We start from the raw sequence: 23549 nt of genomic DNA on the forward strand, positions 1-23549 counted from the left end.
GACCCCAACCAATGTGGCTGAGGTCTGTTCATGGATTAAGCGTCCATGCGGTCTAATAATTTTGAGAGTAAAATGAGTTCTTCATCAGAGAAATCAGTGAATACATCCATCAAATATTCGATCTTCATGCTTTCTAACGTTTCGAACAACTCACGACCTTCATCTGTCGCTTGAAGTTCGACGACACGGCGATCCCGCTCGCTGCGTTCGCGAGAGATTAACCCTTTTTTCGTCAACTCATCAGCGAGTGCTGTAATCATCGAAGCTGAAAATTGAAACTCATTCGACAAAGCAGAGGCGATTTGAGGACTCTGTTGACAAAGAGAACGTAGAATGAAGAATTCATTACGAGTCAAATATTGTGAGAACATCGAACGGAGATTTTTTTTCACTCCGCGATAGTTCATCCGGATTCCACGTTCAGCATCAGCGACGAGCTGACGACGTGAAGCAGTTGGTACAGGTGTTGTCATCCTCGAAACTACCTCCTAGTGATAATATTATTCATATATACTTCAGAACATAAAAACATTCTACATTAAAAACATGTTGTCTGTAAAGTTATAAAGGCTCCTCTTTTGCACGGATTTGTTGAATGATATCTTCGTAATGTTTCAAGTCTGGATAGAATCGTCTAAAGAAGAATTCGATTTGCGGATCATCGCCTTCTGCCAATAGTTTAGCCAGGACGGCATAGACGACACCCATCCCTTGTCTCGGCAGTAGAGATGAAGGGAGTAGCGTCGCACATTGGACGGCTTGCGTATAATAAGTTGAAAGCGTGTCGTTCAAGTCTTTGAACGTTCGAATGTCTGCATAATGAAACATTCGAGTCAATTCGACGATTGCTGAAAGATCGGTCTCGAGCAACCATTCGCTTTGGAAGATGGCATTATCCAATTTTTCAACGGTTTGGTCGTTTGCAATATAATAGTTTAAATTGTCCCGAGTAATGGCTACTTTCTCAGGAGAATCGAGGATTTGTTCAACTGTTTCTTGTTCGAATGTCCGTAGTTGTTTACGGATGTTCACAAACTCAGAATCAGCAATCTCGAGAAGCCCGGCAACACGGCTAAAACTACGTTTGATTTCAGGCGGAACAGCATTCGGGTTTTTATAACCGAGGTCATGCTCAATTTCAGCCCAAGCATGTTGTAGAATCGAGCGGACCTGAATTTCTGCTTCTTTTTCGGCAAAGCGTCGGTACTCCCCGAGAGCAAGTCGTTTTTCACTCAGCTCCACAACATAGTGGACCGATAAATAACCGAATTCATTGGAATCAAGGAGTGTAGATTTATCAATCGACTGTTCGCGGTCGATGGTGAATTCGTCCTCCAATATTTGGGCGACAGTCCGTACATCATCATGGAAGTAAGTAACAATCCGAATCCCAGCAAGGTCCTGGACGTCACGTAACGAACGGTATTGGTATGGTTTACGGGACAGTTTGGCATAGAGACTGTCCGCCTCTTTCGCTCGGGCGACAATCGAATGAAACTGGATTCCGGCTTCCGTCAACAATTCACTGAGGAGCGCTTTCAGTTTTGTGGCAAACGCTTCATAATCTTCTTTTTCATTCAAATATTCAAGCATGATTGTATTTAGATCTTGTTTAGGCACGTCACTCACTCCTTTTCGCTGTCTTTAGTATATCATCTCCATCACGAAACGATATGGTAGCATATGTACAGAGGAGGAATGAGTATGATGCATACGTTTCGGTCAACCGAAAGAGAAAAACTGGAAATCATCGCAGGATTATTGCAACAAGCCGATTACCGCATCTCTCGTATTCGAGAAGATGGGGAGCAATACGTTGTGACCGCACGTGGGGTTGGGCAGCGTACAATCGAAGGCGAGCATAGTCGCATCGAAGGCATCGTTCAACACTTCGATGTGGAGGAATGGACGTTTCACGAATAAACGAGGACGATTCAGGTTTACTGCCTCATTTTTCGGGAATAACAAAAACAGTGAAAACCATGACTGTGAACGTTTAGGAGGATGGGGCATGTTAGAGACAAGGGTAGTAAATGATATGACAACGGTAGACCATGAAGTGAACGAGATGATCTCAGGAGGGTGTGTGAATGAACACATCTATTTGTTTGCCAAAGACGAAGAATTGACGATTCGACTGGCAGCGGAAGCCGGTATCCAACCGTACCGCATCCCGGAGAAAGGGATGTTTGAGTCGTTGCTCTCGAAATTTACGAGCAACTCAGAAGATCGAATGGAACAGATGGAAAGCCTCGGTCTCACGAAAGAGATGGTCGATTCACTCGAGCGTGAAATCAAAGATGGAAAAATCGTATTAGTCTGTGATAAATGAAAATGGACCGGATGCCCGGTCCATTTTTTTATTATTTTGTTTGATAATAGGCATTCACGATACGTCGCAACGACTGCTTGTCGAGGCGCAGTGGAGAGAATCCCGCATCTTTCAACAATTGTTTTGTGTTTTCGTCATGGAAGGTAATGTTTCGATTCAAATATGGATTGAATACTTTCACCATGTCGTTAAATGACTGTTCGACAGAGCTGAGTGTAGACGACGGCGTCTCCGTGATCGTCAAATGCGGGAAAGAGAGCGACTCTTTCATATAGTCGAGCATCATCTCATTGCGTGGTGGCGTGTCATTTGTGACATTGTAAATCGTGCCCGCTTTCGCATGCTCGATAGCGGCCAGAAGTACATCCGCGACATAATCGACCGGTACAAGATTTGAGGTACCCGTCGCCGATCCGATTAAACGGATTGATTCAAAGTCATGACCGCGGCGCTCCAATTTTCGTTTGAACAGCTCGAGTGCACGCATATAGCCATACATCGTGAACTTTGAATCCGCTTCTCCGGTCTTAGAGTCACCAACGATGATGGCTGGACGGAAGATGGATACGTCGAGTTCATCCCGTGATTGCCAGACAGCCTGTTCGGCATGTGCCTTACTCTCTTCGTATGGATTTAAAAAGGATTGGGATACATCATATAATGTCTCGCCGCCGACTTCTTTTGCCCCGAGTGTATAGGCGGTACTTACATGGAAAAACCGAGGAACGTCAATCAACTTGGCCAATCGAAGAGCTTCTTTTGTCCCCGTTACATTTGTTTCAAACAATTCATCGCGTAACTCTTCATCAAATTTGACGAGTGCTGCCATGTGTAGGAATAAATCGATTTTTCCTTTATGTGAATCGATAAATTGTTCATCAGCACCGAGTGCGTGTGCCGTCAAATCGCCAGGCAACACATCGATTGATTTTCTTTCTTCCACCGTGAACTGAGCATTTACTTTTTCCGGTGTTCGGGCGAGCATGCAAATCCGATGCCCCCGTTCAATCAACTCTTTGGCGAGTCGACCTCCTAAAAATCCAGTTCCACCAGTCATAAAAATATACAATCGCGTTCTCCCTCTCTGTGACATTCTGCATCCATCATATCAAGTCTTCCGTCATGTAGCTACTTTACGTCTTTCAAAATTTCATGTTTAGAAAAAAACGAAGTCGGTTATGAACTATAGAGAAGCGTACGAAAGGTGCGTAACGACAGCTTGCCTGTCAAATCCATTGAAGTGAGGTTTTTAAGAATCATGGCAAATCTATTCGGAACAGACAAGGATGACGTAGCAAAGAAGCAACAAGAAATTGAGAAAACGGTACAAGAGAAAAATATTACCCAAATCCATCTCTACTTTTCAGATGTTCTCGGTGATTTGAAACTCTTGACCCTTTCGGCAAAATTGTTGCCAGAGGTTTTTGAAGGAAAAACAATGTTTGATGGCTCTTCAATCAACGGATTCTCTTCCATCAAAAACTCCGACTTATTCTTGAGACCGGATTTAGATCGTCCACGTTATGAGCAAGATGGTGATGAGAGTATTTTGGCGTTCTTCTGTGATGTTTGTACACCAGAGGGTGAGCGATATGAATACGACCCACGTAATGTGTTGAAGGATGCACTCGAGCGAGCTGCACGCGATGGCTACTCGGTATTCGTCGGCGCAGAGCCTGAATTCTTCATCTTTGATGAAAATGGAGAGTTTTATGATGAGGCCGGTTACTTCTCGACTCGTTCAGAAGACAAAGGTTACGAAGTACGTCAGCATATCGCAAACCGCTTGAGCAATGTCGGATTCAACATCGAGGCGGTCCACCATGAGGTCGCTCCGGCACAACATGAAATCGGAATCAAATATGACGATGCGCTCCATACGGCTGATAACATTCAGTTCTTCAAAGAAATCGTCAAAATCGCGGCGAAAGAAAAAGGGGCATCTGTCTCGTTCTTACCGAAGCCTTTGCGTGACGTGAATGGTTCTGGGATGCATTTGAACATCTCGGTATGGAAGAACGACGATGCGGGCAAGGCGACAAACAATGCGTTTGATGAGGCTGACGCCGATTATGGACTCTCTCAAACAGCTCGTCATTTCATCGAAGGGATCTTAAAGCATGCCCGTGCGACGGCCATCTTCACAAACCCGCTCCCTGAGTCATATGAGCGTCTCGTTCCTGGATTCGAGGCACCGGTCAATATTTGCTGGAGTCCATCGAACCGTAGTTCGATGATTCGAATCCCGGCTTCTCGTGGAAGTGCGACTCGAGTAGAGGTCCGAAATCCTGACCCGAGTGCAAACCCATACTTGGCACTTGCTGCCCTCATCTACGCTGGTTTAGAAGGAATCGAGCAGAAGCTTGAACCGTCTAAGCCGAATGAAGACGACTTGTTCGAGTATTCAGCGAAACAAATCGAAAGCCAGGGAATCGCATCACTTCCTGCGACATTCCATGAATCGATTCAATCGCTGAAACAAGACAACTTCCATGATTACTTTAACCACAATATGATTGACCGCTACTTGTCACTCATTCAAGTACGCAAATAAAAAATGACGCCAGCCGATTCGATCGGCTGGCGTTTTTGATGATTAGTGGATTCCGCGCATATATACTTTGATTTTTGGTGCGAGTGCGAACAGAATCAAACTTAAGATAATGGCGACACCGCCGATGACTCCGAAATAGAGCATCTCATTCTCTGGTGAGTAGAACTTGACGAGCTGGGCATTGATCCCTTGCGCGGCAGCGTTCGATAAGAACCAAAGTGACATCGTTTGAGCAGAGAACGCAGCGGGTGCAAGTTTAGTCGTAGCCGACAAACCGACCGGCGACAAGCTCAACTCGCCCAACACGACGATAAAGTAACTCAAGACGAGCCAGAGCGGGTTGACGAGGGCATCCGGACCGCTGAAGTAAGCAGGGAGTAGGATGACCAAGAAGCTAATCCCTGCAAACAAGATGCCGAAAGCGAATTTCGTCGGGATACTCGGCTCTCGGTCACCAAGGCGAACCCACAGCCAAGCAAAGACCGGTGCGAGCAGAATGATGAAGAGCGGGTTCAACGACTGGAACCATGCCGGTGACAATGTGAATCCGAAGAATTCAAGGTCAGTCCGTGTATCGGCATAACTCGCAAGGATTGTTGCCCCTTGTTCTTGAATTGCCCAGAACATGACTGAGGCGATGAAGAGCGGGATGTAGGCGATGATGCGCGAACGCTCGACCTCTGTCGTTTTCGGACTACGATACATGATGATGAAGTAAATCGTTGGAATCGCAATCCCGAACACTCCGACGAGTGAGATGAACGTGTTGATTGTGAACCAACCGAGTGGGATTAAGATCGCGAGCAAAATGGCAATCCCGATTGTGACGAGACTGACGATTCGAATCGTTTTCTTTTTCTCGTCTGGAGACAACGGGTTCGGTACATACGAACCAGCAAGCCCGAGGTTCGTCTTACGTGTCAACACGAAGACAACAAGTCCAACGAACATCCCGATTGCTGCAAGGGCGAAGCCCCAATGGAACCCGTAATCTTTTTGTACTTGTCCAACGATAAGAGGCGAAATGAATGCGCCTAAGTTGATACCCATGTAAAAGATACTGAATCCAGCGTCGCGACGGCGATCCGTTTCACTATACATATCTCCGACAATGCTTGATACGTTCGGTTTCAATAGACCTGTACCAATAACAATCAACGCCATTGAGATGAATAAGAAGACGACGCTACCTGGAATCGAGAGGACGATGTGTCCGAGCATGATGAACACACCACCGTAGAAGACCGCACGTGACGTCCCGAATACTCTGTCCGCAAGCCATCCCCCAATGACCCCTGACATATAAACGAGCGCACCATAGACGGACATGATGGACAGCGCGACATTACGGTCGAGCCCGAGTCCACCTTCAGAAACCTCATAGTACATATAGAATACGAGGATAGCCCGCATGCCATAGTACGAGAAACGTTCCCAAAACTCCGTGAAGAATAGGGTGAACAACCCTTTCGGTTGTCCGAAGAAGCCTTTTTGTGGAACACTGTCCACGATTGTCTGTTTATCGATCCTTTCCATGAAAGATCCCTCCTTAACCGTTTTATCATAAAAAGGATTATTATGATTGTAAAGTGAATTGAATGATAATTTCAAATTTTAATAAAGATGAAAAGAATGAAAAGACCACACTTTCTAAAAAACAGACAGTGTGGTCAATGAGTGATTATGCGGATTTTTGCTTTGCTTCTGTCGCTTGAACATGACGTCCGAGTTGCCAGTAAATGATGCCTGACAGACAACTCGCGCCACCAATCAAGATCAGTGCGATATGTCCGGCACGATGATCGAAGAAGACACTCGCGATAATCGGAGCTGTGACACCGCCGATCAGCCATTGGACACTCGCAGCACCATTGTAGGCACCGCGCATGTTCTCTGGCGCAATCAAGGCGATGAATGTCTGTTGGACAGGAGACATGATCATCTCGCCAAACGTGTAAAACGCGTAGACAGCGAGTAAGATTCCGACGAGTGGGAGATAAGGAACGTCGAGAGCGTACAATGCTCTCGGGACGATCGCAATCAAGATCATCCCAATCCCGAATACGGTAGCTCCAGCAAACATGACTTTCCCAAAAGGCTTATTCCCGAGCTTTGATGCAATCGGGAACTGGAAAAGAACGACGAGGATCCCGTTAAGTGCCAACAGGTAAGGGAATGGGTTTTGTTGATCCGTATACGTCGGGAGCGACTCCTTCAAAAAGAGCGGCAACATACTTTCGACGACCGAGAATCCCATTGATATGAATATACCCGCAAAGATAAAGATAAGAAACACGCGGTCGTTATAGAAAACGCGCAACACTTCCCGATTGCTCGGAGTCTCGTCTTCCTTTAAATCCGGCAATGATTCGTGAATAAATGCCCCAAGCACGAGGGCATACAAACCAAAGATGAAAGCAGCCGCAAAGAAAATCAGCTCCCGATCGATGAACAGCACCGCACTCCCGAGAAGCGGTCCGAATGCGGCTCCAATGTTATGCCCCATTCGTAAGAGTCCGAATGCTTCGTTCATATGCTCGGGTTCCGTGACGTCAGCGACCATTGCACTGGCTGCAGGGTGGAACAATGAATTAGTCAAGCCGAGCATGGCATTGAGTAAGAGCAATGGCCAAAACGAATCGGCGAACGCAAAACCGATGAGGGCGAGCGCGTCACCAACGATAGCAATCATCATGATTGGTTTTCGTCCGTATATATCAGCAAACCTTCCCCCAATCATCGAGCCGAGGAGCGCCATGATTGGTCCCGTCGCCATGATGATTCCGACTTGAAGATAGCTGTCTAACTGGTCACTATAATAAAGGACTAAGAATGGGGCAATCATGAACATCATGATTCCCGTGATTGTCTCTCCTAAGAAACGTATCCAAATGTTGCGGTCGAGTTGCTTGAGTGATTGAAACATACAGGTCACCTGCTTTATTTAATTTTAGACACAAAAGGGACGTCATATGCATGAAGGCATACGACGTCCCATGTTGTTTATGCATGCCTAGTTAGGCAGGCGTCTTAGATCTGTTTCAATCGAAGAGGTGCCTGCCAATCAGTATGAACTTGAATGAATGGTTTCGAAGATACTACTGACATGAGAACCTCTCCTTTCTGTTAATTGTTGTTCTTCTCTTAAACTGTATGACACATTTCATCAATGTGTCAACAAATTATTGGGAGGATTTAGATTAATTCATTTAAATTTTTTCGGTTTAAACGATAATCAATCAGTCTAGACAAGACGACTTGAATCATCGCCGTGATCGGAACACTCACAAACATGCCGACGAGACCGAACAGGCTGCCCCCGATAATGATGGACGTGATGACCCAAAACGGCGTAATTCCGACGCTGTCACCCAAAATCTTCGGTCCGAGCCACAATCCATCGAATTGTTGCAACAAGAAGATGAACAAGAGCACCAATACGGCGGTGAACGGGTCATAGAAGTAAGTGATGATAAACGCAGGAATCATCCCAAGTAGTGGACCGACATACGGGATGAAGTTGAGGACGCCGACGATGACACCAAGCAGTAATGCATATGGAGCACCGATGATTAAGAGTCCGATGACAGCGAGAACACCGATGATCAGACAATCGAGTGATTTACCGATGATGTATCGTTTAAAAATGTAATCCATCTCCTGAAAGATATCAATTGTCGTCTTCGCAGTACCGACGGGTAAAAGCGCATAGAGAAGACGCTTGAACATACGAGCGAAGACTTCCTTGTCTTTCAAGAGATAAATCGAGATGACAATCCCGATCAAGAAGTTGATCAATGTCATTGTAAAACTAGAGACATAACCGACAGACGAGAGGACGGCCGTCTCGACCCATCCGGAATAACGATCCTCGAAGCGTGCAAAATCAAGCGCTTGGGCGATCGTCGCGTTATAGTCTTTCAAGTAATTGTTTACATCACCTAAGAACGCATCGATTTGACGGATATAGGCGGGTAACTCCTCGATGAGTGATGAAAGACTCGAGTAGATCCGCGGAAACAACGTGACGACCGAGATCGCTAAAATCCCGATAAACGTGATGTAGACGATGAGCAGACCTTGATATCGCTTCAAATGGAACCGTTCTTCAATATAAGAGAGTACGGTGTTGAGTAACAAAGCGATGGCAATCCCCATGATGATTGGGGTCAGTAACTGAAACGTGTACTGCAAAACACGTGAGATGGTATCCGGTTCACTGATGACCCGCCATAAGACGAGTAAAATCAGACCGATCACACTGAGTTTCCAAATAAGTTGACGATTAAGCTCCAATGCTCTATCCCCTCATACAAATATAATTTTTCTACCCTTTTACTATGAATGTTTTTTGAAAAGGATTCAATAGATGTTCACCTTGAAAAAAATGTTTGACACCGTTGGAAATGTCTGGTTAACTTAGGGACATACTAAAATTACATAGCGAATAACACTTTCTATCAAGAGAAGCGGAGGGACTGGCCCGATGAAGCTTCAGCAACAGATTGCAAAATACTGTGCTAATTCCAGCAAGGTGACCTTGAGAGATGGGAAGGTGGTTGACTACATACGTCTGTATTGAGCACCCCTTTCCTCAGAAAGGGGTGTTTTTTCGTATCAGGAGGAAGAATCATGGCAGACAGACGTTCACAATTATTAAAATCTTTACCAACCCAACACTTCGTCGGATTAGCAGAAGAGGTCGCGGCGGTAGAGGCTAGTGGAAAGACCGTTATCCGGCTCGGGCAAGGGACGCCCGACTTACCGACTCCCGCTCCAATCTGTGAGGCGCTCGAACGTGCCATCACGGACCCGGCGACACACCAATACGGTCCATTTCGTGGACAGACCCGCTTGAAAGAAGCGGTCGCATCATTTTACTCTCGTGAATATGGTGTCGAACTCGACCCGGAACGAGAAGTCGCGATCTTGATTGGTAGCAAATCAGGCTTGATCACACTCCCACAATGCCTTCTCGAACCGGGTGACGGGATTTTGCTCCCGAACCCGGGTTACCCGGATTACATCTCGGGGGCGCGTCTGGCTGGTGCGGAAATCATCGACTTGACGTTAAAAGAGGAACATGGCTTTCTTCCGGACTATTCAACACTCGATCCGGCACACGCAAAGCTCATGTATTTGAACTACCCGAGCAATCCGACTGGGGCTGTCGCGACGCCGGCATTCTTTGAAGAGACCGTCGCGTTTGCGAAGAAGCATGATGTGATGGTCGTCCACGATTTCGCTTATGGAAGCATCGGGTTCGACGGTTATGTTCCCCCGAGCTTTCTTCAGGCAGATGGTGCGAAAGAAATTGGGATTGAAGTATACACGATGTCGAAGGCGTTCAATATGTCAGGATGGCGGGTCGCCTTTGCTGTTGGGAACTCCGATATCATCGAAGCCATCAACACGTATCAAGATCACGTCCACGTGTCTGTCTTCTCAGCCATTCAAGAGGCAGCAATCGTGGCGTTAGAATCCCCGCGTGACTTACGTGATGACCTAGCCTCACTTTACGAAACAAGACGAAACCGATTGATTAATGGGTTACGCCGGGCGGGGTGGGAGATTGAGGCACCGAAGGGTTCGTTCTTTGTATGGGCGAAAGTACCTGAGGGGGATGCAAAATCGTTCTCGACAAAGTTACTCCACGAGGCGGGAGTCGCCGTCACACCAGGCTACTTCTTCGGAACAGAGGGAGAGCACCATATCCGTTTCGGTCTCGTATCGTCTGAACAGAAGATCGATGAAGCGGTAGAACGGATTGAGAGACTGTTTGCAGCCTATGAGGAGGTACACTTGTGATACGTCAGGCCGTGCTCGAATATGACCATTCAAATGATGCGCTCGAGGACCTTCATACGGTGATCGGGAATCGAGAGGCACTCGTTTTGAGAGGATCGAACGGATACGGTGAAGCGGTTCGCGTATCTCCTCGTCTAGCAAATCTTCCGAGCGTGCGATTCAACGGGGAATGTTCAGACGAAGAAGTAAATCGTTTGAATGCCTATCGACCCGACGTATGGATTGCCGTTGGTGGCGGCAAATTGATTGATACAGCAAAACGAGTCGCGGCTTCTCAGAGCGTACCGCTCATTGTCGTCCCGACACTCGTGTCAAACTGTGCCGCTTTCACACCGCTTAGCGTCATCTACACTGAGGAAGGGTCATATATCCGTTACGACACATTTCCGGTCGTCATCGAGCGTGTCATCGCGGATGAACGACTGTTACGTGATTCACCTTACGACTATTTCAAGGCTGGCGTGATCGATACGGTCGCAAAGTGGTTCGAGGCCCGATATATTAGCGGGACGAAATCAAGGGATGCAGGCATTCAGTCAGGGCTATCGCTCGCGGCACAGTGTGGCAAGTTGATGGACCTGTCAATCTGCGAACAGGATTTCCGTCGCTACGGCACGGACATCCGATATCTCGTCGACCATGTCCTCGCAATCGGTGGTGCGGTTGGTGGATTCGGGGATGCCGGCACGCGTGTTGCTGTCGCGCACGCTGTTCATAATGCACTCAGTCGCTTTGGTTCGACCCACCATTGGCTACACGGAGACAAGGTAGGTTTCGGGTTGATTGTTCAAGAACGATTGATTAGATCCGATGACACCTTCCTGCTCAAGGACTGGCTTCAATCCATCGATGCGCCGACTTCGCTAACACAACTTGGGATTCATCCTGATCAAGTCGATGAATTGGTCACTTCGATTGTTGAAGAAATCACGATTCAAGGGATTCGGAATCTTGAAGATTCAGAGCAGTTAAAAGAAATTCTCATCAATCTTCAAGAAATGGTTTACAAATAATTCTTTTATCAGTAATATAATAACAAAATAATAGAACCGATTGCTTATCAAGAGTGGTGGAGGGACTGGCCCGATGAAACCCGGCAACCAGATCAGTATGATCATGGTGCTAATTCCAACAGACGAGACGTCTGGGAGATGAGCGTGTCCGACTTTCACTTGTCGTGCCCGCCGCTCTTCGTGAGTAGCGGGCTTTTCATTTGGAGGAGGAACTATTCATGAACATCAAACAAAAAACACTTTTGGCAGGTACGTCATTCCTTGCAGCAATCGCACTTTCCGCGTGTGGGCAATCCGAGGCGAGCGAGACGCTCAGCACGGAAGAACTGACGATCGGCGTGACCGGTGGCCCACACGAGCAGATTGCAGAGAAAGTACAGGAACTCGCGAAAGAGGATGGACTTGAGATCGATATCAAAGTATTCAACGATTACAACACTCCGAACACGGCACTAGACGAGGGAAGCCTTGATGTGAACAGTTATCAGACGCTCTCGTTCTTAGAGCTCCAAAAATCGGATAAAGGCTATAAGATCGACGACGTATTCAAAACGGTCGCATTCCCGATGGGGCTATATTCTGAGAAGTTGACAGATATCAAGGATTTAAAAGAAGGGGATAAAGTGGCCGTACCGAATGACCCGGCGAACGAACTGCGAGCATTGCGTCTGTATGAAACTGCTGGCCTCATCACATTGAAGGACGGCTTGACGGATAAAGCAACAAAACGAGATATCGCAGAAAACCCGCTCAATTTAGAATTCATCGAGCTTGAAGCGTCGCAGCTTCCCACACAGCTACAGGAAGTAGCCCTTGCAGCCATCAATACGAACTTTGCGATGGGAGCAGGTCTCTCCATCAACGAAGATGCCCTGTTCCATGAAGACACGGTCGATAATCCGTACCCGAACTATGTGGTTGTCCGCTCGGTCAATAAAGAAGATGAGGTCGTTGAGACATTGAAGTCTTACTACCATTCGGATGAAGTACGTGCCTTCATCGAAGAGGAATTCAATGGATCTGTCGTACCAGCGTTCTGAGGAGGTATTTGATGATTGAACTGAAACAAATCACCAAGCAATTTCACGTCAATGGAGATACGATCACCGCGCTCGATGACGTCTCCCTCACAATCGAAAAAGGAGAGATCTTCGGCATCATCGGGCGAAGCGGTGCCGGGAAGAGTACACTCATCCGTATGATCAATCTATTAGAGCGCCCGACAGCAGGTGTCGTTGAGATTGAGGGACAAGATATCACACAATTAAAGAAAAAAGAACTTTCTTCGCTACGTCAGCGAATTGGTATGATCTTTCAACATTACAACTTATTAAAGACGGCGACCGTCGAAGAAAACGTGGCCATCCCGCTCCGCCTCGAAGGGCTCGGAAGGCAAGTCATCCGTGAACGGGTCGACCGCTATCTCGACATCGTCGGTTTATCTGAACATCGGAACCATTATCCTGAACAATTGTCAGGCGGACAAAAGCAGCGCGTCGCCATTGCACGAGCGCTCGCACATGAACCGGACATCCTGCTCAGCGACGAGTCGACGAGTGCCCTCGACCCTGAGACGACCGAGTCAATCTTAGAGTTGTTGCTCGAGATTAACCGAGAACTCGGATTGACCATCTTCTTGATCACGCATGAGATGGAAGTGATTGAACGAATCTGTGACCGAGTCGCCGTCATCGATCACGGCAAAATTATTGAACAAGGCAACGTGTTGGATGTCTTCTCAAACCCGAGACACGAAACGACGCAGCGGTTCTTGAAGACGAATCTCGATGTTCCGAAAGAAGTAGTGTCGGAATTACAGACGCGAGGCACGCTCGTTCATTTATCATTCATCGGTAGTCAAACGGAACAAGCGGTGCTCGCCCAGTTGACGAAACGATTCGGGATCTTACCGAACATCATCGGGGGCGGGATCAAGAAATTGAAAGCGGGTCTTGTCGGAAATCTGCTCGTTCACCTTGACGGGGATCACGATCAAACAGAACTTGCTGTCCGTTATTTGAAGACGAGCGGTGTACACGTAAGGGAGGTGTCGAACCATGCAACAGTTCTGGACAGACTGGGGTGACCTCATTTGGACGGGAACGATTCAAACGTTGACGATGACGAGTATCGCGCTCCTCATCTCGACCTTGATTGGACTTCCGCTCGGGACGTTGCTCGTACTGACGAGACCGAACGGGCGTCTCGCGAACCGGTTCGTGTACGGTGGATTATCGAGCGTCATCAACGTCATCCGTTCGATTCCGTTCATCATTCTCTTGTTTTTCATCTTACCGTTCACACGTTTCATCATGGGTACAACGATTGGGGTCCAAGGTGTGCTTCTACCACTCATCGTCTTCACCGCCCCATACATCGCACGGCTCATGGAGTCTGCTCTTCTTGAAGTCGATCGCGGGGTCATCGAGGCGTATGAGGCGATGGGCATCTCGACGAGAAAGATCATCTGGTACGTCCTCATCCGTGAGGCACGTTCTTCCATCGTTCTCGGATTGACGATTGCAACGATCGGGTTGATTGGTGCAACTGCCATGGCAGGTCTCGTTGGAGCCGGTGGGCTTGGAGATATCGCGTATCAATACGGACACCTTCGTTTCGAACCGGAAGTCATGTATGTGACGATTTTTGTCCTTATCCTACTTGTTCAATCGATTCAGTCATTCGGAAACCGATTGGCAGCTAAATTAAAACGAGCCTAAAAAAGAATCGTGTCGCCTTGGCGACACGATTTATGCGTTGTGGAGCAACCGTTTTAGTTCAGCGATGCGGTCATGCCGAGGAATGAACGTCCGAATCTCTTTCTCACTGAAGCCGACTTGGATGCGATGATGGTCGAAGACGATCGGACTTTTCAGGATTTGAGGGTTTGATGCGACAAAACTGTATAGTTCGCGGATCGACATCTCGTCGAGTTTCTCAGCCGCTTGCTTATAGACGCTCTTCTGTACCGACAGCAAGTCGGTCGTCCCATTCTCAGTCAGACTTAGCATTTCTTTAAATTCACCAAAGGATAAGCCTTGGTCTGTCAATTTCTTTTCGATGAAGGGAATCTTTTGTTCCCGCAACCAATCAATCGTTTTTCTGGAAGAACTGCAGCTCGTATGCGTGAATACCGTGACCGTCACGACAACCACTTCTCCTTTACATCAGTTTGGTTCTAACTATTATCTCTTTTTATACGTTACGTTTCGTGATTATGTTTCAAATCACATACAGTTTCTTTTTGATTGAAAGCGACTTCGTTCGGGTACAGATTTCAAGAGGAATCACATAAGGAGGAATGAAGATGTTTGATTATACTGTACAGTCTGACCGTACCGTTGAGGACGTCATCGACCGTCTTGGAGAAGCGCTGAAAGAAGAATCGTTCGGTGTATTATGGGACTTTGATTTGAGCGACACGTTAGAGAAAAAAGGGCAGGCCATTGAAGGGAAGTATCGCATTTTAGAAGTATGCAATCCGAAGGCGGCGAAAGAAGTGCTGTCGCAGCAATTGGAGGGAGGCTACTTTCTCCCCTGTAAAATAGCGGTGTTCGAAAAAGACGACCACACCCACATCGGTATGCCGAAACCGACAGCATTGATTCGACTGATCGATGATGAATCGCTACAAGCTGTCGCAGCTGACGTCGAATCTAGACTGCAGCGTGCGATTGACCAAAGTAAATAATCGATGTGGCATCCGCTCATGAAACATGGGTGGATTTTTTTCGTATCGGACAGTTAGATAATGGTAAAATTGGAACAGAAGAAAAAGTGGAGGTGTGTTATGTTCAAACGTGGTATGACGATCTTACTTGGCGCGTCTTTGTTAAGCGCATGTGGAGCATCTGATAGAGAAGTCATTCAACTGGATTACATAGAGGATCAATGGAACATCGAGAGTTATACGAAAGAAGGAGAAATCGTTCAAATCGACGAGAAGAAAGAAGTACTCAAGGCGTGTGAGGGTGACCGAACGACTGAGCTTAAAGGAGATGTCACGGTTTATCAGTCTGTGTTTGCAGGACGAAACGGCGTCGTTTCATCCATCGATCCGTACTCCATGAAAGTCGTCACTTATTTAGAAGGGGATGAACGATATGTTGTCTGTCGTGAGGATTATACGAACCAATTGATGGCGGAGACGATTGATGCTTTCCCAGACTTCGTGGACACGACCGAAGGAATCAGCGTTTCGCGATTCCCTAGCCTTCATCAGACATCGTCATCTTCAAAAGATCAGCTAATGGATCCGGACGAACTGAACATCGATGAGGTTGACATGATGCCGTTCCGAGATACGTTACTTGAAATTGAACCGGCTTTATTCGGAGAACTTGAACTAGAACTGGGTGGTAAAACGACGAGACACCCACTCACTAGTTTTGAACCGACCGGAATCGAGAGGCCGCGTCAACAGTTTGCGATCGGACTCGATCGAAATACATCTCAACCGTATATCCTTTTCTCATTTTTTAATGAACGTTTTGTTGTTCAACCGTTACAGTTGGCAGAACTCGAAGACCCGGCGTCAATGGAACAACATGCCTTTGAGGGGCTAAGTGTCGACACCATCGTCGAACCTGGACAGCTAAAAGAAGGAGAAGCGGTTCCCTTATATACATTCCATTATATGAGGGATGGGGAACGCGTGACGGAAACGATGACGGTTCGCTTTGTTGGAGGAACGTTACTGAAAGAAGGCGAAGAACCGGAATCGATGCTTGAAGAGTGGATGCCGGATCAGGAAGACGGTCCAAGGGTCGTCTCACACCGGAAGCCGTTTGACGGAAATGATCTCGTTTATCCTGATTTTATCGAAATACCGACGGGAGAATCTGAACAAGTCATGGAAGTATTGAAAGAGGCAGAACCGGTCAACCGTAAGGGTGAGCCGGCAGACTATCGATACTTGACGTTAACGGATGGATGGAAAGGCCAATCGTTTGAAGTCAGTGTTAAACAGCGATCAAAAAAGCTCGACATTTATCTGACGGACCCGCTTCGCGATCAGACATTTAAATTATCCAGTAAAGGGGCGGAAGTGTTCTTGGATATTTTCCCGGAGTACAAAGAGTCATGAGGAAGCGTATCTTATTCACGTTATGTGCAGTCGGAATTTTATCGGGTTGTGGTGGGGAAGAAATAAGTGTCGTCAAACTGGATCATATGCCAGCGCAATGGGATGTACGAGACATGAACTCAAATAGCTTTGAGACCGGGCCGGAGACGTGGGCGAATGATTTACTCCGTGCGTGCACCGATGATCCGATTCCCCGAATCCATGAAGACGTCACGGTCTATCATTCGTATGCATTGAACCGAAAAGCCATGATTTCGGACTACGATGCACATGCCTATAAGTTAGTCACGTATGTAAAAGGACAACAGAACTATGTCATTTGTCAGGATGGTTTTTCGCCAAAGATGAGAGTCGGACTCATTGAAGAACTCCCTTCGTTTGTTCAAGCGTCAAAGGGCGTCACCATCCCAACCGTCCCGACTATCGGGGTTGGAACGAGGGAACACGAAGAGCGTGTGAAGGGGAGCGATTATTCCGATATATTCGAAGTCCCTGTCCATCTAGTTGACGGAACGATGATTCAAGTGACCCCTTCCTTGAATGGAAGCATCACATTAACCATCGGAGAAGATGAAGGCATCTTTCCGCTCTCGATCATCGAACCGTATAACGCGCAAATGGGAGTCGTGACGATCGCACTCGGCTACGACGAGCAATCAAAAGAAGCTTATTTTTTTGCTGAGTCAGAAGGTGGGTTACTCTCCTACGACCCGATTGTCACGATGACCGAAACCGATTATTTTCAGCCAAAGCAATTTGAAGGGTTACAGGTCGAGCGGGTATTGCAGGCAGACTCGCTCGAACCCGGGGTCGAGACACCGCTCTATACGTTCTCTTTTATGGAGAACGGAAAACGTGTGACGAAAGACGTGCGTCTCACCTACACGGATGGCGAATTTTTGACGGATGAATCCGTCGGGGCAGATATCGAGTCGAATATAAACGTACCAAGTGGTCCGTTCGTATTCGTCCATAAGTCCCCTTTAGACGGAAAGGCAACGATCGATTATCCGAACGTGTTGCGCGCTGCAGGGATCGATATGTCTGATTTGATGGACGCCATCGATGAGGCAGAACCCGTCAAGCGTGCGGGGGACGTGGGAGCGTATTCGCTCCTCACAATCATCGACGGATGGAAAGGGCAAGAGTTTCAATTAAGTTTTAAGAAACGCTCGAAAAAAGTGGATGTGTACTTAACCGATCCAACGCGGGAGCAGACGTTCAAATTGTCGAGTAAGGGTGCAGAGACGTTCTTCAGCTACTTTCCAGACTTAAAAGAGTAAAGGCGCCTATTGGCGTCTTTTCATTTGGTAAATACTTCAAAATCAAGATATTGACCTTCTATACAAAAAGTAGACGATGACAAATAGCTCAATACGTTACACTGAGATTCACGATTTAGTACGAATATCCTACGAAAAAGAAAGGTTGCTATAGTTGATGAGTACATTGAACCAAAAAATGATTCATTCAGATGATGTTTTTCGTTCCATCGAAACGAATATGGCGATGATTCGATTTGATCGGCAACGCCGGGTCGTCGATGTGAACGATACGTTCGCAAAAGCGATGAAATATAGACGTGAAGAGATGATTGGCATGCAACACCATTTGTTCTGTCCTTCCTCTTTTGTGAAGAGCCCGGAGTACACGGCATTTTGGGAGAAATTATGGAGCGGATTCAGTTTCTCGGATAAAGTGGAGCGCGAAAACGCGAAAGGAGAGACGATTTGGCTCGAGGCAACGTATATGCCAATCTTTGAAGGGGATGACGTAATCGGTGTCGTCAAGATTGCCTCAGATATCACAGAGCGTCAGCAAGTCATTGAGGATTATGCATATCGTTTCAAATCGATGACCGATGTGCTCGATGAACGGGCGAAAACAGGCATGCAAGATACGAAAATCTTGAATGAGACGATTGAACGTCTTGCCAAAGATGCAGCAGACAACCTTCACGCCCTTCAGAACTTGCGTCGTCAAGCTGATGACATCGCGAAAATCGCCTTGTCCATCAAAGAGATCGCAGCACAAACGAATCTGTTATCTTTAAATGCCGCCATTGAAGCGGCGCGTGCTGGTGAGCATGGACTCGGGTTCAATGTCGTGGCGACGGAAGTGCGTAACCTCTCCCGTATGGTCGAGCGTGCGGTCATCGACGTCAACTCGAACACCGAAGGGATGAACGTCGAGCTACGTAAGATTGTAGAAGGGGTCACCGCATCCAATCAAGAGATCCAGTTGAGTGCAAAGACGATGGAACAGACGATGGAGCGTTTCCATACGTTCGAGCAGGCCGCAGCCGAGTTACATGATACGGCTGACACGTTCACTTCAAACTTATGAACCGATTGACCCTTTGACGGGTCAGTCGGTTTTTTTGAGTTGTAACGTATGACCGTTTTGCTTCAACCACGCCTTCGCATCATCCGTTTTTGGATAAACGGTTCGTAACGTATCCCAAAATGAGGCAGAGTGGTCGAAGTGGACGAGATGCACCCATTCGTGAGCGATGACGTAGTCCATCACTTCTTTTGGTGCGAGCATGAGGCGGACGTTGATCGAGATGGTCCCGTTTGAACTACAAGATCCCCACCGTGTCTTTTGATGACCGATGCGAATCTTTTTTGCTTTAACGCCTAAGGAGCTTTCGTAAATCGGTGCACGTTCAATCACATATTCACGCGCTCGTTCACGTAACCACGCTTCGTAGGATTTTATAAGGGTGGTTTCGTCCCAATCCCTCGGGACGGAAAAAGAGGAACCGTCATATCGGAGTGACGTCCCATCATCTTTTTGAGTCGGAAAGTTTTTCCCGTGAAAGACGAGCCCTTCATCGAGAACAGACGTCTGTTTCGGAAGATTGTGCCATGTATGACGAATCCATGTGGCGTGTTCTTCTAAAATCCAATCGACGACTCGTTTTGACAAACGAGCTGGGATGCGTAGCTCGATGCCGTTAGGTGTGACATAAAATGCAGCTTTTTTCCTTCGTTTCTGTCTGACGATGTTGACGTTCATCCATAACCTCCTCTCCATATCTCGATTGAGTATATCGAAGTCGGCAAGAAACCGCCATGCTTTTTTGGCACGCAGTCGAACCAACTTTGATACAGTAGGGGAAGGAGGGATGAACATGAAATCAATTTTACAACAACAACTTGAACGTACAGGGACGAATTCGGTGAAGTGGGATGGGTTGGATCGTTGGTTCCATCTATCGGAAGAGGTATTGCCGCTCTGGGTGGCCGATATCGACATCCGTACAGCACCGTCTATTTCGGAGGCACTCGCCAAAAAAGCCGCTCAAGGTGAATTTGGATATACGTTGTTCGCGCCTGAAGCGCAGGATGCGGTCCGCTCTTGGTACGGGCGACGTCACGATTTAGATGTCGACCCGAAACATGTCTTGTTTTCGAGTGGGGTTGTTCCTGCGTTGACGCATATCGTTGAAGCACTGACTGCAGTCGGGGATAGTGTTGTCATTCAGTCACCCGTCTACCCACCTTTCCATGAACTCGTTGTTGGTTCGAAACGACAGGTGTTCGATGCGCCGTTGAAAGAGAACGATGGACGCTACGAGATGGACTTTGTCGCCTTGGAGGAAGCGATGAAACAAGCGAAGCTCTTCTTGCTCTGTTCTCCGCACAATCCGGTCGGACGTGTCTGGACGAGAGCAGAACTGGAAAAGGTCGTCGAGCTTGCAAATCAATATGATGTCGTCGTTGTCGCAGATGAGATTCATGCGGATTTGACGTTCCCTTCTCATAAACATACCGCAATCGGCTCACTCGACCCTCGCGTCATCACGGTAAGTGCGCCCTCAAAAGCGTTTAACATCGCAGGATTATTTGCGTCCTACATCATCTGTCCGGTTGATGAGTGGCGGAAGCAGATCACGAAAGTACAGAACAAACATCACGTCCTCCCGACACCGTTTGCCAATACAGCTATCATCGCGGCCTATACAGACAAACGTGCGGAGCAATGGCTCGATCAGTTACGTGAAGAACTCGAGCAACAAATGAGCGAGGTCATCGACTCGATTGAAACCAATCTACCGATGCTCCGTACGGCGCGTCCTGAGGCGAGCTATTTATTGTGGATCGACTTTTCGGAGCTCCCGATGTCTGCAGAGGAGAGAAAGTCTTGGCTACATCAAGACGTACGAATCTTCTTGTCACCGGGTACTCCGTTCGGTCCTCAAGGTGAAGCGTTTGAACGGATGAATATCGGGACGCGTCGCGAATTGCTAGACGAGGCAATCCAACGTCTCAGCACGCAAATGAAGCGAAAAGCGTTTGTGTAAAACGAGAATCGGGAAAAATTCACAATGAGATGATGAGAGAAAGTGAGTGGATGGGATGGAGACGATCAACTGGAAGAAAAAAATGGAGGAACAGCTAAGGCGCAGTGGATTCACCTTGCAAGTCGAAAACATGTCCAATATTCGCTTGACTGAGATTCATGCGAGCTCTTCTCCGTTGATCTCTTATCCGCTCCGTGTCCGATTGTATGAGCGTATGGGCTGGCTCATGTGTGCGGTCGATTCGCCGACTCTTGATCGAAACGAGGACCATCCCTTATTCGAGCGGATGGTGACTGCCGTGTTCGAAAGGATCATACGTCATTTGTACAACGGATACGGGTTCCATGTACTGACGTTCATCGGTGATACGGGAAACTACATCACCCCGAAAGATTCTGAGACGGGAGAGGTCGTCCGACTCGTCGCCCATTTGTGGAATGACCGCTCCTATATCCATCTCGACACATTCGAGGAGTATCCTGCCTTGTATGTGACCCCACCTTGGGCCCACCAGGCGTATGCCATCGAGAGTACAGATGAGGAATGGGTCATTTACGCGGGTAGGGGCGGTAGACCATCGACCGATTATCGGGCGGATGGCGTCGAGTTAAAGCCTCATCGTCTGGCAGACGGAGAACTCTTCTTCCCGGTCGACCGTATCTCAAAAAACAAAGGCACACTCGCCCTTGCCGAATGGCTCCGACTCGAGCGGAGAGAAGTCGAGGACTTCATGATGTCGTTCATGCAGACGATTCGAAAGTTCGACCCTTCCTTCGGGTTCGCATGGGGTGGAACAGAGACATTCTTTCACGGCGTGCCGGTCGAACCTTATGCGCAAGTACTCAGACTCGAGAGCGGGAAGCGTCGCTATCGCGTTATGAACAATACGGCCAAGCGATTGTTTGCGGTATCGGATGACCCTAACGAATGTCTCAAGGAAGTGAGTCAGACGTTAGGGACGATCACGTTACCGGAACGACGGGTTTCAGCCCTCGGTCAACTTGTCATGGGGATTTGGCAACAGTTTGAGACTGATGAAGAGACGTACATCCAAGAAGTCGCGTATCGTGACATCTCGAAATTTCAGATGGAAGAGAAAATCGGTCATGCCCTGGCAAATCAACAACGTATTCGTTGGATTGACAAGAATCATCCACACCAGAATGTGATTGAATATGCTCATCTCCGTATCACGTTCCCGAAACGACCACCGGGCCTTGTCACTGTCGAACCAGCCGAATCTGGACATGAAAGAGGTGCTTTATGAGAATTGTGGACGCACGTGCCATGCCGATCGACCATGAGGATTTGATTGCTGTCACATCATCATCGGTCTACTATCGGGAAAAGAAAGATGAGACGACTTTCTCCCTCTATCGTTTTGATGAAGAGGACGGGATGATTACCCAGTTGAACCGTCGTCCCTATGAAGACTACGGCTATTCGAAACTCTTCGTGGATGGGGACGTCGTGTACTTCTTAAACGAGATCCCAGACGGCGAAGGAATCATCAAAACAGAGTTGATCGCGTTCTCTTATAAAGCAGGGAAAGAAGAAATTGTAACGACATTTGAGAAGAGAGGGAATAGCACGCTATTCTGGGTACTCGATCATCGTTACTTCCTCTTTTTGACGGCGTTTGATTCGTCTGATGAGGCATGGTTGTATGATCGGGTGACCGGTCAGCGTGAGCGTATTCGGGACGAGCGTCTAGTCGGGAAGACGGAACGATTCCGTGAGCTGTATTTGTTTACGACGACATTCGCGGGTATCGCGTATATCGTCTGTAACGCCAGACTCGATGAATTTGACTACTATGATGCACTCGACAATGAACGAGTCTCTCCGGACGATCTGATTGACCATTCTGAGGCGCTACTCATCTGTCCGCTCGAGGAGGCGATCGAGGCGATCTGGGATCAACGAGATGAATTGCCATTCGATGACGTTCTCCGATTGCAAGGGGAAGGCGACACGGTACAATACCTTGGCGAGAACGAGGGCATCCTTCGATTTTCAGCGTTCGTCGACTCTTTGAACGAAGAAGTCATCTATGACTTGACGGCACCTGACGTGTTACACGAAGTATCGGTTGTTGATTGGGGCGCCTACGAACCACTCGACTTCACGTATGACGATGTCAGTTCGACAATCTTTATCAAGGTAGATGAGAGTGACATGCATACGGAAGTCATTGATGTTGCGACTGGGGCACGTTATATCGATGTGGAACCGTTCGAGCGCGTGATCGGTCGTCGCTATCTCGTTCATGAGTATACAGAAGGTCTTACGAGCGGCGTCGTCATTTTCGATTTAAAGACAGAGGAACGCTTTGCATATGAAAATGCCTATTATATGGTCATCGATGATGCCGTATTAATCCTATCCATGTCGAGCACATAAATATAAACACCACCCATTTATTAGGTGGTGTTTATATTTGGATA

The 23549-nt window shown here is 47.5% G+C and carries 23 protein-coding genes and 2 riboswitches; of the genes, 15 read left to right on the forward strand and 8 right to left on the reverse strand.

The genetic code is table 11. The features are described 5' to 3' along the window. Positions 1 to 35: 35 nt before the first annotated feature. Both PJK55_RS03065 and PJK55_RS03070 read right to left on the reverse strand, forming a co-directional pair. Positions 36 to 473, reverse strand: coding sequence for a MarR family winged helix-turn-helix transcriptional regulator (locus PJK55_RS03065; protein ID WP_074034413.1), 438 nt, complete (start codon positions 471 to 473; stop codon positions 36 to 38). Between the two features lie 88 nt (positions 474 to 561). Then, the gene (locus PJK55_RS03070; protein WP_271304759.1) at positions 562 to 1620 is read right to left on the reverse strand and encodes a GTP pyrophosphokinase; all 1059 of its coding nucleotides are present in this window, start codon (positions 1618 to 1620) and stop codon (positions 562 to 564) included. Between the two features lie 84 nt (positions 1621 to 1704). Here PJK55_RS03070 and PJK55_RS03075 point away from each other — a divergent pair, with 84 nt between their 5' ends. After that, complete coding sequence (locus tag PJK55_RS03075) at positions 1705 to 1923, forward strand: hypothetical protein (protein ID WP_271304760.1); 219 nt, start codon at positions 1705 to 1707, stop codon at positions 1921 to 1923. Between the two features lie 88 nt (positions 1924 to 2011). Next, positions 2012 to 2332 carry a general stress protein gene (locus tag PJK55_RS03080; RefSeq protein ID WP_271304761.1) on the forward strand — a complete coding sequence of 107 codons (321 nt, stop codon included), beginning with the start codon at positions 2012 to 2014 and terminating at the stop codon, positions 2330 to 2332. Positions 2333 to 2363: 31 nt separating this feature from the next. Here the strand turns inward: PJK55_RS03080 and PJK55_RS03085 are convergent, their stop codons facing one another. After that, complete coding sequence (locus PJK55_RS03085) at positions 2364 to 3401, reverse strand: SDR family oxidoreductase (RefSeq protein WP_271304762.1); 1038 nt, start codon at positions 3399 to 3401, stop codon at positions 2364 to 2366. 189 nt (positions 3402 to 3590) lie between these two features. Here PJK55_RS03085 and PJK55_RS03090 point away from each other — a divergent pair, with 189 nt between their 5' ends. Beyond that, positions 3591 to 4886: a glutamine synthetase family protein gene (locus PJK55_RS03090; protein WP_271304763.1), complete on the forward strand. Its 1296-nt coding sequence runs from the start codon at positions 3591 to 3593 to the stop codon at positions 4884 to 4886. A gap of 42 nt (positions 4887 to 4928) precedes the next feature. On the opposite strand, the gene PJK55_RS03095 is transcribed toward PJK55_RS03090, so the two are convergent. The 3 genes from PJK55_RS03095 to PJK55_RS03105 form a co-directional block, all read right to left on the reverse strand. Beyond that, the gene (locus PJK55_RS03095; protein ID WP_214874420.1) at positions 4929 to 6422 is read right to left on the reverse strand and encodes a peptide MFS transporter; all 1494 of its coding nucleotides are present in this window, start codon (positions 6420 to 6422) and stop codon (positions 4929 to 4931) included. Positions 6423 to 6567: 145 nt separating this feature from the next. Further along, positions 6568 to 7812: an MDR family MFS transporter gene (locus PJK55_RS03100; protein WP_271304764.1), complete on the reverse strand. Its 1245-nt coding sequence runs from the start codon at positions 7810 to 7812 to the stop codon at positions 6568 to 6570. A gap of 269 nt (positions 7813 to 8081) precedes the next feature. Continuing rightward, positions 8082 to 9182 (reverse strand): AI-2E family transporter, encoded by a 1101-nt coding sequence (locus PJK55_RS03105; RefSeq protein ID WP_271304765.1) that lies wholly within the window; start codon positions 9180 to 9182, stop codon positions 8082 to 8084. Positions 9183 to 9340: 158 nt separating this feature from the next. Beyond that, a riboswitch (SAM riboswitch) is annotated at positions 9341 to 9440 on the forward strand. Positions 9441 to 9518: 78 nt separating this feature from the next. Between PJK55_RS03105 and PJK55_RS03110 the strand changes: the two genes are divergently transcribed. The 5 genes from PJK55_RS03110 (at position 9519) to PJK55_RS03130 (ending at position 14427) form a co-directional block, all read left to right on the forward strand. Continuing rightward, positions 9519 to 10694 (forward strand): aminotransferase class I/II-fold pyridoxal phosphate-dependent enzyme, encoded by a 1176-nt coding sequence (locus PJK55_RS03110; protein ID WP_271304766.1) that lies wholly within the window; start codon positions 9519 to 9521, stop codon positions 10692 to 10694. Further along, positions 10691 to 11707 carry an iron-containing alcohol dehydrogenase gene (locus tag PJK55_RS03115; protein WP_271304767.1) on the forward strand — a complete coding sequence of 339 codons (1017 nt, stop codon included), beginning with the start codon at positions 10691 to 10693 and terminating at the stop codon, positions 11705 to 11707. The genes PJK55_RS03110 and PJK55_RS03115 overlap by 4 nt, the downstream gene beginning before the upstream one ends. 41 nt (positions 11708 to 11748) lie before the next feature. After that, positions 11749 to 11852: riboswitch (SAM riboswitch) on the forward strand. A gap of 73 nt (positions 11853 to 11925) precedes the next feature. Continuing rightward, complete coding sequence (locus tag PJK55_RS03120; RefSeq protein WP_271304768.1) at positions 11926 to 12747, forward strand: MetQ/NlpA family ABC transporter substrate-binding protein; 822 nt, start codon at positions 11926 to 11928, stop codon at positions 12745 to 12747. A gap of 11 nt (positions 12748 to 12758) precedes the next feature. Then, complete coding sequence (locus PJK55_RS03125; RefSeq protein WP_271304769.1) at positions 12759 to 13793, forward strand: methionine ABC transporter ATP-binding protein; 1035 nt, start codon at positions 12759 to 12761, stop codon at positions 13791 to 13793. After that, a complete protein-coding gene (locus tag PJK55_RS03130; RefSeq protein ID WP_214794951.1) occupies positions 13765 to 14427 on the forward strand; it encodes a methionine ABC transporter permease in 663 nt (220 codons plus the stop codon). The genes PJK55_RS03125 and PJK55_RS03130 overlap by 29 nt, the downstream gene beginning before the upstream one ends. 30 nt (positions 14428 to 14457) lie before the next feature. On the opposite strand, the gene PJK55_RS03135 is transcribed toward PJK55_RS03130, so the two are convergent. Further along, the gene (locus tag PJK55_RS03135; RefSeq protein WP_012726343.1) at positions 14458 to 14853 is read right to left on the reverse strand and encodes a Spx/MgsR family RNA polymerase-binding regulatory protein; all 396 of its coding nucleotides are present in this window, start codon (positions 14851 to 14853) and stop codon (positions 14458 to 14460) included. A gap of 161 nt (positions 14854 to 15014) precedes the next feature. Here PJK55_RS03135 and PJK55_RS03140 point away from each other — a divergent pair, with 161 nt between their 5' ends. From PJK55_RS03140 to PJK55_RS03155, 4 genes are all read left to right on the forward strand, one after another. Beyond that, positions 15015 to 15398 (forward strand): DUF302 domain-containing protein, encoded by a 384-nt coding sequence (locus tag PJK55_RS03140; RefSeq protein ID WP_271304770.1) that lies wholly within the window; start codon positions 15015 to 15017, stop codon positions 15396 to 15398. A gap of 99 nt (positions 15399 to 15497) precedes the next feature. Then, on the forward strand, positions 15498 to 16793 hold the full coding sequence (locus PJK55_RS03145) for a hypothetical protein (RefSeq protein ID WP_271304771.1): 1296 nt from the start codon (positions 15498 to 15500) through the stop codon (positions 16791 to 16793). Next, on the forward strand, positions 16790 to 18076 hold the full coding sequence (locus tag PJK55_RS03150; protein ID WP_271304772.1) for a hypothetical protein: 1287 nt from the start codon (positions 16790 to 16792) through the stop codon (positions 18074 to 18076). Before PJK55_RS03145 ends, PJK55_RS03150 begins: the two co-directional genes overlap by 4 nt. Positions 18077 to 18233: 157 nt before the next feature. Further along, positions 18234 to 19139 carry a methyl-accepting chemotaxis protein gene (locus PJK55_RS03155; protein ID WP_271304773.1) on the forward strand — a complete coding sequence of 302 codons (906 nt, stop codon included), beginning with the start codon at positions 18234 to 18236 and terminating at the stop codon, positions 19137 to 19139. A gap of 21 nt (positions 19140 to 19160) precedes the next feature. Here the strand turns inward: PJK55_RS03155 and PJK55_RS03160 are convergent, their stop codons facing one another. Beyond that, complete coding sequence (locus tag PJK55_RS03160) at positions 19161 to 19814, reverse strand: M48 family metallopeptidase (protein WP_271304774.1); 654 nt, start codon at positions 19812 to 19814, stop codon at positions 19161 to 19163. Between the two features lie 115 nt (positions 19815 to 19929). Between PJK55_RS03160 and PJK55_RS03165 the strand changes: the two genes are divergently transcribed. The 3 genes from PJK55_RS03165 to PJK55_RS03175 are packed head-to-tail and all read left to right on the forward strand — an operon-like array spanning position 19930 to position 23505. Further along, positions 19930 to 21102: a MalY/PatB family protein gene (locus PJK55_RS03165; RefSeq protein WP_271304775.1), complete on the forward strand. Its 1173-nt coding sequence runs from the start codon at positions 19930 to 19932 to the stop codon at positions 21100 to 21102. Between the two features lie 55 nt (positions 21103 to 21157). Continuing rightward, complete coding sequence (locus tag PJK55_RS03170) at positions 21158 to 22369, forward strand: hypothetical protein (protein WP_214782929.1); 1212 nt, start codon at positions 21158 to 21160, stop codon at positions 22367 to 22369. After that, complete coding sequence (locus PJK55_RS03175; protein WP_271304776.1) at positions 22366 to 23505, forward strand: hypothetical protein; 1140 nt, start codon at positions 22366 to 22368, stop codon at positions 23503 to 23505. Before PJK55_RS03170 ends, PJK55_RS03175 begins: the two co-directional genes overlap by 4 nt. Positions 23506 to 23549 lie beyond the last annotated feature (44 nt).

The organism is Exiguobacterium sp. MMG028, from assembly GCF_027947425.1.
In the GTDB taxonomy this organism is placed as follows: domain Bacteria; phylum Bacillota; class Bacilli; order Exiguobacteriales; family Exiguobacteriaceae; genus Exiguobacterium; species Exiguobacterium aestuarii_A.